We start from the raw sequence: 13,785 nt of genomic DNA on the forward strand, positions 1-13,785 counted from the left end.
AGATTACGATGAGGAAAAAAAGTTTATTTCTGTTCCCCTTTGCGATATTGCTTTCATTATTGCTGACAGGCATCTCTAGTGCAGAGGTAACCTCTAATTATGTTAACCCGCTTATGGGGGGTGCCGATCCTACTATTGCCAGGGCTGCAGACGGCTATTACTATTCAGCTTTTTCTGGCGATAATAACATCACATTAAAAAGACATGAAACCATTCTCGGAGTATCCACTGCAAAAAGCAAAATAGTCTGGAAGAAGCCGAGTAATTTTGGGTTTGTGTGGGGTCCATACGTATATAGGCTGGATGGCAAATGGTATCTTTATTTCTCATCCGGTCCAGAGGAGAGCTTCGGATATGGACATCCAAGCTCCTACGTCCTGGAAAACTCATCCCCCGATCCTTTTGAAGGCACCTGGGAGCTTAAGGGAGAATCCGCTAATGCGGACAAAGATGGGCAGGTTACGGTCAAGAAGGGACTTCTGAACACGCAGGGCTATGGTTTGGCCTGCGGCGTTATATCCATTAAAGGCGAAACATACTTCACCTATACAAAATACTACTATTACCCTGATCCTAATGATCCTGCAAAGACGAAATTTGACGAGAGCCCTACGATTGTCAAAATGAAGAACCCGTGGACATTGGAAGGTACAGAAGCTACTGTGGCAAGGCCGCAATATGACTGGGAAAAGCATCACGACAATATCAATGAAGGTGCTGCTGTAGTTGAAAGAAACGGCAAGATCTATTTCGCCTATTCTGCAAGCAGCTTTATGAATGATAACTATTCTGTAGGCGTATCCGTAGCTGATGCAACATCTGATGTGATGAAAGCCGAATCATGGAAGAAATATCCTGAGCCTGTCATGAAAAGATCGGATGAAAACAGCTCATATGGCCCGGGATCCCCATTGTTCCTTAAGTCTGAGGATAATTCAGAGGATTGGATCATGTACCATGGAATACCAACCCACGGACAAGGCGGCGGAAACAGGGGAATAAGAGCTCAGCGTATACATTGGGACGATAATGACTTCATCAATCTAGGAATCCCTTCCAATCCCGGCACTGTCCTGAACCGACCCTCAGGAGAGGAAAAAAGCGAAATTTATGAAGCCGAGGATGCCAAGCTGTCAGGAGTTTCCAAAGTCGTTGGGAAAAGTGCTTTTGCTTCGGGCGCCCTATATGAAAAATACAATAACAGCAGCGCCAATGACTATGTGGAGTTTACAGTAAACACGAATGCTGCAGGAACCTACTCACTGGATTTCAGATACAACAATAATACGGCAAATGCTATTAACATGAAATTAGGAGTCAACCAAGAGGCAGCCCGGGATATTTCATTTGCATCCAATGCCGGATTTGAGGCAAACTTCGATATTCAATCAGCTTATAATATTAAGCTTAATGCCGGAAGCAACAAGATCCGTCTTTCGGGTAAGAGCTCTTTGGCCCTGGACGCCATGATAATTAAAAAAAGCACATTGTACGAAGCCGAAAATGCCGAACTGTCCGGAAATGCAAAGGTAGATACTGATCATCCGGGTTACAGCGGAACCGGTTTTGCCGGAGGATTATGGATTTCAAATTCCGCGGTCACCTTCAAGGTAAATGCCGCCAATGCAGGCAGCTATTCGGTTAATCTGGGCTACAGCCTAGGGTTTAATGATGACAGGACCCTGAGTATGTATGTAAACGGGCAAAAAATAAAGCAGGTAGATTTCTTCAGCTTAAAGAGCTGGAACAGCTGGGCCGACCGTTATGATAATGTTTTCCTTAAACAAGGCGAAAATACCATCATGTATAAATATGATAGTGGCGACACCGGCAACGTCAATCTTGACTATATAACAGTTACCGAAGCAACCACCTGGCATTATGGAGCAGAAGATGCAACAATCACAGGCTCGAATGATGCTGCAGTCGTCTACGCAAAAGACGGCAATCTGGGTACCGGTTATGTAACCGGGCTCTCTAGAGCGAACTCATCCGTGGAGTTTTCTGTAAATGTTGAGAATGCGGCGTCTTATGATGTGAAGCTGAGATATGCAAAAGAAGCTGCAGGTAAAACCTTAGGTTTATATTTGAATGGCACTAAGATTAAAAACATCACCCTCCCTCCTACTGGCGGACCTACTGTCTGGAAGGAGCAGCTTGAGACGTTAAACCTGAAGGCGGGTAAAAACACGATCACTTATAAAAACGAAACAGACAACTCCGGCATTATAAATATCGACAGTATTCATCTTAATAAGCGGACTCCCTGGAGATATCAGGCAGAAGAAGCAACCAGACAAGGAAGCCTGCAGATTGCCAAAGATCATTTATGGTATGAAGGCAACGGATTTGTAGGCGGATTTGAGCAAAAAGGCGATTCACTCAAGTTTGAAGTAAACGTACCCAATACGGCTGCCTATACGTCAACACTGCGGTATTCCGGCGTACAGAGTTCCAACATAACAATGACGATGTATGTTAACGGACAGAGAATAAAACAAGTATCTTTACCTCCGACAGCAAGTTGGGATTCGTGGGCTAACCGTACGGAATCAGTTAACTTGAACGCCGGAAAAAATGTAATTGAATTCATCCGTGAACAAGGGGATACCGGAAGATTCAATATCGACAGTCTCACCATTGATAAAACCAGCGGCGGATTTATGAGTTCAATTGCCAGGAAAATCATTCCCGAAAAGATGGTTAAGATCCAGCCGAAACACAGCGGAAAAGCATTGGATGTGGACAGAGTTTCAAGTGATCCGCTGGCGGTAATTAACCAATGGGCCAATGGCGATGGTAATAATCAGCTGTGGAGATTCCTGGATCTCGGTACAGGGTATTACCAGATCCAGTCAGTTCAAAGCGGGCATGTCCTCGACATTCTTCCCGGTTCAGCCATACAGCAGCTCTGTCAGAATACAAGAGCTACCGGATCTATACCGAATACTCAGCAGTGGAAACTGGAAAAAGACGGTGACTACTATAAAATAGTTAACAAAAGTAATAATAAAGTAATCACTGTAGAAGGAGCATCCAATAGTAACGGTGCAGCAGTAAGGTTAGCTGATGACCAGGGGAAAGATAATCAACGCATGAAAATTGAAATCCGCAACCTCAGCAATAGTGAGATCAGTGCATTGACGGAGTCCGGAGGACGCTATGATATTACTTTTAACGCCAATGGCGGAAGTCCGGCGCAGACAGTTGTTCAGGCTGTGTACGGCGAACCGTTGACTGCTCCTGCTGTAGCGAAGGAAGGCTATGAGCTGGAGGGCTGGTACAACGATGCTGCGAAATGGGATTTTGCAGCCCAGACGGTGCCTGGTGCATTGACACTGACTGCGAAATGGACTCTTAAGGCTCCGGAGGTGAAGATTGTCAGTGAAGGCTCGCTGCGGGCAGGATCAGCCGGAATACTCCGCGCTGCCGGAACAGGGTCAGGAACACTGTCCTACACCTGGTATGTGGACAAGGGAAAAGGCTACGGCGAACCCGTCGGATCGGGCGATGTGCTGACGCTTCCGGATTTGTCGGAAGCGATGAGCGGCTACCGGTACAAGGCCGTCGTGACTGGCGAAGGAGGCTTAACCGGAGAGCAGGAATACATCCTGAAGGTGCTTCCAGCCGATGCGGAATGGATCGCACCTGCCTTCGCGCTGGATTTGCCGCCTGCGCTGGAGGCTGTTGAGGGTGACCCTTTAACGCTTCTAGTTGATACGACAGGAGACGTTGAGTCTATCGGGTGGGAAGTGAAGCGGACCGGCAATAGTGATTGGCTGCCCCTCCCGAGTGTTACCGGTGCGGTATACCGCTTCACCCCGGAAATGGAAGAGGACGGGACAGAGTACCGTGTGGTGCTGACCGGCAAAGCAGAGGTGAACCCGGTCCGTATCACCGGAACGGAGCTTAGGCTCAAGGTGTATCCGGCGCATGAAATCCCGTCGGTCCAATCGTTCGCGGCAACCGTTAACCCTGTAGTGGAGGGCGATCCGGTAACCTTCAACGTAGTTGCCGCTTCAACTTACGGGGAACTAAGCTATCGCTGGCTGAAGAATGGCCTGGTCCTGGACAATGCACATGGCAGCAGCCTGGCTGTTGAGAAGGCCGGGGCTGCTGATGCCGGAGCATACCAGGTGCAGGTGACCAATACCCGTATTATTGGGAACCGCCCTTATGCAGATGCGGTAAATACAGAGACTATTGAGCTGACAGTCAACCGTCAACCGGTGACGCCAACGGATCCTCCGGTGACACCGACAAGCCCGCCGTTATCAACGGTCAGGCCTACGGAAACACCACAGCAGGCCGCCATGCCACTGCCTTCGGCTGCAGTCATTTCAACCGCCCAGCTGAGCAGTCCTGCGGTAAATGGGGTGGTTACAGTGCAGGTAGGGCAAGCAACTGCAATTGAGCTTCCGTTGAAGGCCGGGGAGCTGCTGGGAACAAATTCACTGCGTTTGCAGGGAGACGGGATAGAGCTTGTACTGGCGCCAGGGCTGCTGAAGCAGCTGGCCGGAGCCGTACCTGCTGCAGAGAGCAGCGGTGCAAAGATCCTGCTGAAGGCAAAGCTTAAGGCGCTGGAAGAAGTGAAGCTGAAGACGGAAGCCGGTGTAGCGCTGAAAGGCAAGCTGATAGAGTATGATCTGAGTCTGTCCGGTGCGGATGGAGCGGTCCATCGGCTTGAGAAATATCAGGTTCCGGTAGGCTTCAGCTGGCCGGCTGAGGGACTCAATCCGAAGCTGCTTGGTCTGTATCGTTTGGAAAATGACGGTACACTCACATACCTGGGCGGAGCGACTGAAGACGGCGGGTTGAAGGCGCTTCTTCACGGCAGCGGCATGTACGCGCTGCTGGAGTATTCGAAGCAATTCAGCGATGTTCCTGTCACCCACTGGGCATTTGAAGCTTTAAGAGAGCTGTCTGCGAAGCATCTGATCCAAGGCATATCGGAGCAGGCTTATCAGCCAGGCCGGAATATTACCAGGGCTGAATTCGTGCAGCTGATCGCCAACACGCTGCAGTTGAACGGCAGCGGTACCGCTTCCTTCGCCGATGTCCCGGAAGGCGCCTGGTATCAGAATGCGCTCTCCGGCATGGTGAAGGCCGGCCTGATTACCGGCCGGACTCCGGAAGACTTCCATCCGGCTGCGGAGATCAGCCGTGAAGAGATGACTGTCATTCTGATGCGGGCCTACCGGCTCCAGAAGGGTGCAATTCCGGCCGCTCCGGTCAGCCCTTCCCTTAAGGATGCTGCGAGCATCTCCGACTGGGCAGCGGAACAAGTGGCTGCAGCGGCTGCGCTCGGCTTCGTGAAAGGACGGGTTGACGGTACCTTCGCTCCCAAAGCTCCTGCCACCCGTGCAGAGGCTGCGCAGATTCTGATGAATTATTTGCGATAAGCATTGTGTAGAAACGGAAAATACCGGTTCTGCAAGGCATAAACAAGGCGCTCCCCCTGAAGAGTGTAAGGGGGGCGCTTCTTGTTGTACAGGATATGATCTGTGATGAGTGATTTCCTATGCAGCAATTTCCAAATCAAATACTTGCGCTCACCGCCGACATTGTTGGCAGCTTCATACCTGTCGCACAGCATCGCAGTCCAGTGACTGCAAAAGCCCCTTTGATGAAAACCCGGCAGAAAACTAAAAGTAAAATAACCAGTCGCCGGATATCCACCAGTGACTGGTTATTTAGTTTCCTTAAACCTAGTACAGCGTCCGGCAAGTTCTTCCCCTTCTGTGTTCCACTCCGGATCGGGGGATGGAACGAAGCCGAACATCTCAATCCTCCAGACGGACCGGGCAAAGGGAATCACGATCTTACGGACTCCAGCGCCGTTATTTCAACAATCCGGGCTTTTTATTCAAGCTAATGGACTGAGGAGACGCTAAGCTGGCATTTCCCGGAGCATAATGGTGGATTTGCATGAAATAGGGTCATCTGGGTCCGTAAGCGCCCGGCAAAGACCGATTTCAAGCAGATAACGGCATCTGGGTCCATTAGGAGAAGCCCCCCCCTTTTCAGGGGAGGCTGGAAGAACTCGTTCCTCTGCTGTATGAGCCGTTTGGCTTTGTTTTCTCCTCTTGGAGAAACGGGGAGGACTTTTGAGATGTTGTACTATATAAGTTGAACTTTAGTTTTACATTGTAGGGTATAGACGTCACTGCGGGGAATGTTTGGACTTCCAGCCGCTGTTGTCCCCAGATTTCTTGAATGCAACCGCCTTTTGCGGTTGAAATCCGGTGACTGATTATGCTTCCGAAGCGAGCTTTCCTACGGAAAGCTTTCAGGCGGACGCTACCGCTCTGTAAGTATCCAAACTTCCCCTCCGCACTTTTACCCTTTTTATGAATTTTTCAAGTTCAACTTATATAGATGGAGTCTGCGTTCCTAACATGTATCACCTTGCTGCACTTCGGATCAAGTGCGTAAGGGTGTCAATTTCCTCCCGGTCACGTGTCGCCCCCAAGATGATCCAGCCGGTACACTGGCCACGGGGTCCGACATAGACAATTTCGCCGTCTATCGTTTTTTGCTTCATGGAATTGGGTCTGGTCTTACATGGCTCCAGAGCATACATGCAGTCCTCAATGGCCCTCTTGGCTAGCAGTGAACGGGGATAGCATTGCAGGGAACGAATCACATAGGCTGCGGCATCGTTTCCTGTGTTCACCAGCATCTCGGCCGTCAGCTCCTGTTCACCTGCGCCAGCGCAGTAATTGCGGACCTGCGGCAGATCGGACAGCCCCTCCACCGGCTCAGGAACATATTGATAACAGCGGATCGGGTCCAGCCTGGTCTCAGCAGCGTAGACAGCGAACGGGTCCTTTTCCGGAGGAGCAGAGTCGCGGAGCAGCATTTTTTTTGCCGTAACCGGCAGGACATAACTTCCGCCGCCAGATATAAAGGCCCCCGACAGCTGGATATGGTAACCGTCGTCTACAGGCTGAGCTGTATCTGTTAAATTCCGCACCGTATCTTCCCGGAACAGCACAGCTGCCCCGTAATTCGTTATGATCCGGATTGTTTTTTCATAAACAGGCAACGTTCCATATCCTCTCACTGGAACGCTGCCCTCCAAGCAGATCTGCTGCTCATCCCAGACCAGACGTATTGATTCCAGCAACGCGGGAGAATAAGACCCCGTCCCGTGAACCGTTCTCACCTCGTCCGGGGTGCCAAAAATTTCAGGACCGATAGCAGCCACAGCCGCATAGAAGCCCGAATCCCAGCCTGAATGCTCATTGTCGGACAGGTCCACGTGTTCCGGATGGAGCAGATGCCGCTCATCGCGCTCCCAGCTGATCTTCTCGGACTCCATCCAGATTTCCCCAATGTCCATCCCCCGTTCAAGAATCACAGTAAAGATAAGCCTGCCATTGGATACGGTCAGCAGATGCAGCTGTGAGCCCAAGCGGTCTGTAACAAGTTTCAGGGTGACAAAACCGCCTCCCGGCAGCGCATGAGGAATGTCCGGCTGCATTTGCGCCAGCATCAATACGTTTATTTGCTTATTGTTCATACGGGAGGTCTCCCCGTCCGGTGTGATCAGCGGCGCCGATATGACTCATCAGAAAAATGGGCTCAAGCTGCTCAAAGCTGGTGATGGCAAGATGGGAGCGGGCAAGCAGCCGCCCATCCCCAATGCCGACAACGCGCATGCCTGACCGGAGCGCCCCCTCTACACCGGCTGCCGCATCTTCAAATACAAAACATGCTGCCGGTGCCACACCGAGCAGCCTGGCTGCCTGTAGGAACACCTCCGGGTCCGGCTTCGCCCTGACAATGCTGTTCCCGTCTACCACCACGTCAAACAGCGGCCTGATATTCACTTTGTCCATAATGAGAGGAGCGTTTTTGCTGGCCGATGCAATCCCCGTTTTGATTCCATGTGAGCGCAATAGACCAAGGAAGCTGCGCACACCAGGCAATACATCAGCAGGTGTAAGTGTTGCGAGGAGCTCCTTGTACCATTCATTTTTCCGCGAAGCCAGTGCCTCCCTCCGTTCCGGCGATACATCCGTTATCCCTCCGCACCGCAGCAGAAGATCAAGGGACTCCATGCGGCTGACACCCTTGAGCTGCTCATTCTCGCTTTCGCTGAAAGCAAATCCCAACTCCCCGGCAAGGCGTTTCCAGGCTTTGTAGTGAAAATTTGCGGTATCGACAATGACGCCATCCAGATCAAAGATGGCTGCCTCAAATGGTTGTGCCCGCAACCGCTTCCCCCCGTTCAGCTTCTGTACTTCATAAGCACCTGGAATAACCGTTATCCGGTAGTGCTCCCCCGCCACACGATCTGGAAGCTCAGCTCCTCCCAGCCTTCAGGCAGACGGGGCTGCAGCTTAATGGTGTCGCTCCACATCGCACTCGCCAAACCGGCAAATCCGTAAACGATGAGCTGCCACAGACCGCCGCAATTGGCGATGTGAATTCCCTCGGCGGCACCCTTTTTCTCCGGAGAAAAGTCAATAGCCATCACCCGCTGCAGAAAAGCTGCCGCTTCCTCCTTATGGTTCAGCCAGGATGCCACAATGCCGTGAACTGCCACGGACAAGGAGGAATCATGAGTCGTAATCGGCTCATAATACGCATAAGCCGCCTTCAACTGCTCATGGGAGAATTCCTGAGGAAACAGCAGCATTAATTCCAGAACATCCGCCTGCTTTAACGCCTTGGAGCGATAGTTGCGCTCCTGGGAAATGAAATGGCCAAATGGCCTGGAGCGGTCTGTCCAGAGACTATCAAATTCCACATCGGCATAGCCGGCGAAATCGTCGGATTGCGGAACAATTTCCATCTGGCTGTTGTAAGGCAGCCTCAGCTTTTCCGCCGTGTGCCGGAAGAGCTCACGTTCATCCGGACGCAGGCCCAGCCGCTCTGCCACGGCCGCATAGCTATCCGGCTTACCGCTTTGCAGGCTGTCCAGACTAGCAACGGTTTGCTCCAGACTGAATTTGACCATGCGGTTAGTAAAGGCATTGTTCCGGGTGAATGGCAAATATTCATCCGGTCCCATAACGCCGAGCAGCTCGCCATACCCCTCCCGGTTCCAATCCACACGGTCACACCAATAGCGGGCCGTTTCAACCAGAATATCAATGCCGTAGCGCTCCAGAAATTCATCATCTCCTGTAGCATTCACATAGTGGTACAGGGCATAAACTATATCTGCTGTTACATGAATTTCGTGATCAGCATACTGCCAATTCGCGCATTGCTCTTCCCCGCTTAACGAGGACTCCCAGGCATACCGTGCTCCCCGGTATCCATAATTCCGCGCATTGCGCCTGGCTCCCTCCAGCGTATTGTAGCGGAAAAGAAGCAGATTGCGGGCGGCCTGCGGGTTGGTGTGCAGGAAGAAGGGAAGCAGGTTGATCTCCGTATCCCAGAAATACCTGCCAAAATAGGCCTCGCCGGCATAACCCTTGGCACAGATTGCCACCCTCGCATCCTGTTCCGCATTGGAGCGGATCAGATGGTAGAGGGAAGCGCGGACGTTTATCTGCGCCGCATCATCACCCTTGATGCGGATATCGGCATACTGCCACTTGCTCTTCCACTTGGCAGCATGCCGATTATACATCTGTTCCCAGCCCAAATTGCCGGCGTGGCCGAGATGCGTAAACGCCCTGTCGCGGGCCGTTCCCTCCTCCATGTCCCGATCCGTTGTCACCGTAGTCAGCTTGCTGACCGTCAACCGGTCCCCGGTCCGCAGCCTGCACTCCCCTCGAAGCGCAGCCGTCATCCGGGTATTTTCTGCATGCCAGACAATCGCTTCAGAGGCTTCCAGCGCAGACAGCATGAAGATTTGATTGCCCTCCTCCGTTAAAGTCTCAAGTGACAGGCTGCCCTCTGAATCCGCCGAGGGAACAATCCGGGCAAAATGATTCATTCCATTGGTGCGCACATCCGCCCTGAGGGTCGCCTTCACCTCCAGTCTGCCTTCGCCTGACAACACCTCAAGCTGCACCTGCTGAATGCAAAGATGGGTCTCCGCCATGCTGAGATACCGGGTGAATGTACAATGAAGTTTCATGCCCGCTGCCGTTTCCCATACAACTGAACGATGAAGACTTCCATCCCGCAGATCCAGCCAGCGTTGGTAGCCGCTGATCCGGCACCGGTCCATATCCAGACGCTCGCCGGCAGACAAAAATTCAAGCCCCAGATAATAGGGGAGATTGACAATCTCCTCCTTCAGCAGCGGATGCCGGCCGACGATGCCCGGGATGAAGGTTCCCTGCTTGGACTTGGGATGCCGCGGCTTCTCAAGTGTTACATTATCGGGAAAGCGCAGATATTCTTCGTCCTGGGGCGCATCGCTGCACCCCTCCTCAAAACTTCCGCGGACATGCATGTAGCCATTTCCTTGGGTAAAGAGTCCTTCATAATGCTTGTGCAGTCCAGGGTCATAGCCGTCTTCTTTCAGGCACCACAGGTTTTCCTCGTTCATCTGCAACCCCTCTGTTTCTCCGTTTTTTTTCCCCAGTGTCATCTTCCGGCTCATTATCCCTTAACCGCTCCCGCAGCAAGTCCGGATACAACTTGCTTCTGCAGCAGGATATAGACTAGGATACTAGGTACGATAACGACCATCGTCGCAGCAAACATGACGCCGTAATCACTGGCAAACTGGCTTTTGAAATAGTAGAGCGCAAGCGGCAGCGTACGGCTCTGATTGCCTGTCGTCAGAATAATAGCGAACTGAAATTCATTCCAGCAGAGCAGGAACTGCATCACACCCGCCGTGCCGAAGCCCGGCTTCGATATAGGCAAAATAATCCGGAAGAACGTCTGGATGAAGCTGGCGCCGTCCAGGTAAGCCGATTCCTCCATTCCCTTGGGAATCGTCAGGAAATAGCTTGATAGAATATAGAGCGAGACCGGCAGGCCAAAGCCGGCATATACGATAATAAGTCCAATCACCTTGTCGTAAAGCCCCAATGTGTTAACCGTCAAATACAGCGGCTGCAGCATGGCAGCGCCCGGAATCAGCAGTGAAAGGGAGAACGCTCCCATCAGCAGGTTCTTGAAGCGGAATTGAAAGCGGGCCAGCACATAGCCCGCCATACCGAGCAGCAATAAATTTAATAATGTTCCGAAGATGCCCACGATCACACTGTTGATGTAAAACCGGGATAGCGGCGCAATTTTGAAAGCCATGACGTAATTGGAAAAGCGGAAGCTGCTTGGCCAGCCGAGCGAATTGTTCAAAATTTCGGTATTCGTCTTGAATGAAGCCATCAGCACCCAGAGGAACGGGCCGAGCGACAACAGTACAATCAGGAGCACAAACCCATATTTGAGCACACCCAAACCTTTTTTCATTATTTTCACCCCAGTCGCTCCATTCAGTTTTGGGAGCTGCCTATTCTGAACAGATTTCGGCACAGCAGGACAAAGACCAAGCCAAAGCCGATTAGGAAGACACCCACCGAATTGGAATAACCGAAGTTGTTCTCCATGAGTGCGGTCTTGTAAATATAAATGGGCAGATTCATGGTTTCATTGCCGGGTCCGCCGCCCGTCGTCATCATAATAATATCCATCTTCTGCAGCATACTTGTTCCGGCGAGAATCACACAGGTCCCAATAATATTGCGCAGCATAGGTAGGATGATATAAAAAATGATCTTCAGCTCGCTGGCCCCATCGATACGCGCCGATTCAAACAGGCTTTCTGGAATCGCCGCAATCTCGGCCAGAATCAGTATAGTGACAACAGCCGCATAGGGCAGCCAGGTCATTGTGACTGAGAAGAAGGCGGTTGTGTAATCCATAAACCAGTTCTGGGCGTAATCCGCATGGCCGAACAAGCGGACAATGCTGTTCACCGCACCAAAATCAGGATTGAGCATGCACAAAAACAGCATACCCACGGCTGCGCCCGAGATGATATTGGGAAACATGTAAACTGTCCGCGCAAACTTCCAGTAGAATTCCTTCATATTGAGAATAATTGCGAACGCGGTACCGATGGCGACATGGATTGTCGACTGGAGCAAAACCCAGAGACCCGTATTCAGAAAACTTTTACGAAAATCGGAATCATCCGTAAACAGTTGAATATAGTTGGCCAGTCCGATAAAAACCGGTTTTCGTCCGGACGACCATTCTGTAAAGGATGTGCCGAACAGTATGACAATCGATACGGCATAGACAACAATAAATAGCACAACCGTCGGCAACAGAAACAACGTAATGTATCCTTTGTTTTTCCTAACCATTCATATGGTCCTCCCTAATCAAATTTCCCCGGAAAGCAGACCTGCCGGAAAATCCGATCATCGCTCATACTCCTGCTTATCAGCATGCTGATTATTTATGCTTGGCTGCAATTTCCGTCAGCTCTTTGGCAATCTCCTCTGCTGTTGACTGACCAAATACCAGCTTTGGATAAAGGCTCTTCCAGGCATCGGTAATGTTGGGATAGACAATAGAGTCAAAGGATTGGTAATGAACCTGCGTCTGTTGGGCCAGTTTTATGGATTCAACAAAAAGCGGATATTTCTGCTTCAGTGCATCGGAAGGCTGAATCTTATTGGAAACCGGCATCACATTCCCATATTCAAGCGCGATGGTCTGTCCTTCTATCCCCGTCTTGAAGCGAATGAATTTCTCAGCAGCGTCGCGGGTTTCCGGTGTTTTGGCTCCGATCATATAGCCAACCTCATAGGTGGAGATCAGGCTGTTGTCCGGATAGGCTGCCACACCCACCTTTTTATCAAAGTCCGCACTGGATTTGGTCGGGTCGCTAAAGTCTCCAATCATCCAGGGACCATTGGCAATCATAGCCGCTTTGTTCTGGGAGAAAGCGTTCGCTGCATTGGCATAACCGGCACCCAGCGCATCCTTGGTCGTGTATTTCTCCAGCATCGTCTTCATCATGTTGAGCGCCTGAATCATTTCAGGTGTATTAAAATCGGTGGGATGCAGCGTGTTCATGAACGTATTGCCTGCCTCCCCGTTTGTGCCCACAAGAGCAGCCAGAATCAGGTTGGTCGTCCAGGCGTTTTCCCCTGTCATCAATGCAAGCGGAACGAAGCCCGCTGCTTTGAGCTTCTCATTGTTGCTCATGAATTCATCCCAGGTTTGCGCCGGCTGGATTCCCGCCTTTTCAAACATTTCCTTGTTGTAGAAGTACCCGATATTCTGCTTCTGATCGCTTATGGACCAGACCTTTCCGTCCCGGGTATTGGCAGCGAGCGCCGCTTCCCCAACCTCTGCTTTCCATTCCGGGTCCTTGTCCAGATAGTCGTTGAAAGGGGTTACAAGATTTCCTTTAATCAGGATGTCATTGATTCCGTTCTTGCCCATGACGACATCCGGAACATCCCCGGAGACTGCCAGAATCTTCAACTTGTCCTCATATGCGGAGTCACTTGGAATCTCTTCAACCACAACCTCCACTTCCTTGCCATACTTGGCATTAAACTGCTTGATCTGTTCTTCCTCCAGCTTGGCTGACGCATGCGTACCTACCCGGAAGGTAAGATAGGAAATTTTCACCGGTGCCTTGGCAGCGGGAGCATCGTTTGCCTGACCCGAGGCGGTTGGTGCAGCGGTTGCGGATGTCCCGCTGTTCTCCGATGAATTCTGCGATCCGCATGCCGAAACGGACAGGGCGAGAATAAGAGTGCTAGCTAAGGTACAGCTTGTTTTGAACAATGGCTTTCTCAAATCAAATCCCCCTTTAAATGATGACAGCTTGATGCAGAGGCTTAAGCCCTGCACCCGATTGCGCTTTGTTACAGCTCTCATTGTAGAGCAAGGACTACG

Annotated in this window: 8 protein-coding genes; 2 read left to right on the forward strand and 6 right to left on the reverse strand. The window is 51.2% G+C overall.

Annotated elements, in window-relative coordinates:
- Positions 1-8: 8 nt before the first annotated feature.
- Positions 9-5,402: a CBM35 domain-containing protein gene (locus tag JI735_RS03995; protein WP_051051316.1), complete on the forward strand. Its 5,394-nt coding sequence runs from the start codon at positions 9-11 to the stop codon at positions 5,400-5,402.
- A gap of 119 nt (positions 5,403-5,521) precedes the next feature.
- The gene (locus JI735_RS04000) at positions 5,522-5,875 is read left to right on the forward strand and encodes a hypothetical protein (RefSeq protein ID WP_202677087.1); all 354 of its coding nucleotides are present in this window, start codon (positions 5,522-5,524) and stop codon (positions 5,873-5,875) included.
- Between the two features lie 528 nt (positions 5,876-6,403).
- On the opposite strand, the gene JI735_RS04005 is transcribed toward JI735_RS04000, so the two are convergent.
- The 6 genes from JI735_RS04005 to JI735_RS04030 form a co-directional block, all read right to left on the reverse strand.
- Positions 6,404-7,525, reverse strand: coding sequence for a DUF4432 family protein (locus JI735_RS04005; protein WP_202677089.1), 1,122 nt, complete (start codon positions 7,523-7,525; stop codon positions 6,404-6,406).
- Entirely contained in the window at positions 7,515-8,297 is a 783-nt protein-coding gene (gene pgmB / locus JI735_RS04010) for a beta-phosphoglucomutase (RefSeq protein ID WP_233476239.1), read from the reverse strand. The genes JI735_RS04005 and pgmB overlap by 11 nt, the downstream gene beginning before the upstream one ends.
- A complete protein-coding gene (locus tag JI735_RS04015; RefSeq protein WP_202677091.1) occupies positions 8,273-10,513 on the reverse strand; it encodes a glycoside hydrolase family 65 protein in 2,241 nt (746 codons plus the stop codon). Before JI735_RS04015 ends, pgmB begins: the two co-directional genes overlap by 25 nt.
- Entirely contained in the window at positions 10,513-11,334 is an 822-nt protein-coding gene (locus JI735_RS04020; RefSeq protein WP_083886506.1) for a carbohydrate ABC transporter permease, read from the reverse strand. The genes JI735_RS04015 and JI735_RS04020 overlap by 1 nt, the downstream gene beginning before the upstream one ends.
- A 23-nt stretch (positions 11,335-11,357) precedes the next feature.
- Positions 11,358-12,233: a carbohydrate ABC transporter permease gene (locus tag JI735_RS04025; RefSeq protein ID WP_039833907.1), complete on the reverse strand. Its 876-nt coding sequence runs from the start codon at positions 12,231-12,233 to the stop codon at positions 11,358-11,360.
- Positions 12,234-12,324: 91 nt separating this feature from the next.
- Positions 12,325-13,686, reverse strand: a complete 1,362-nt coding sequence (locus JI735_RS04030) for an ABC transporter substrate-binding protein (protein ID WP_039833908.1) — start codon at positions 13,684-13,686, stop codon at positions 12,325-12,327.
- Positions 13,687-13,785 lie beyond the last annotated feature (99 nt).

Origin of the sequence: Paenibacillus sonchi, assembly GCF_016772475.1 — a bacterium.
Classification (GTDB): domain Bacteria; phylum Bacillota; class Bacilli; order Paenibacillales; family Paenibacillaceae; genus Paenibacillus_AQ; species Paenibacillus_AQ sonchi.

Excerpts from the sequence above, each read along its gene's own strand:
- JI735_RS03995 (WP_051051316.1), top strand. The coding sequence starts at position 9 with ATGAGGAAAAAAAGTTTATTTCTGTTCCCCTTTGCGATATTGCTTTCA.
- JI735_RS04000 (WP_202677087.1), top strand. The coding sequence starts at position 5,522 with ATGCAGCAATTTCCAAATCAAATACTTGCGCTCACCGCCGACATTGTT.
- JI735_RS04005 (WP_202677089.1), bottom strand. The coding sequence starts at position 7,525 with ATGAACAATAAGCAAATAAACGTATTGATGCTGGCGCAAATGCAGCCG.
- JI735_RS04015 (WP_202677091.1), bottom strand. The coding sequence starts at position 10,513 with ATGAGCCGGAAGATGACACTGGGGAAAAAAAACGGAGAAACAGAGGGG.
- JI735_RS04020 (WP_083886506.1), bottom strand. The coding sequence starts at position 11,334 with ATGAAAAAAGGTTTGGGTGTGCTCAAATATGGGTTTGTGCTCCTGATT.
- JI735_RS04025 (WP_039833907.1), bottom strand. The coding sequence starts at position 12,233 with ATGGTTAGGAAAAACAAAGGATACATTACGTTGTTTCTGTTGCCGACG.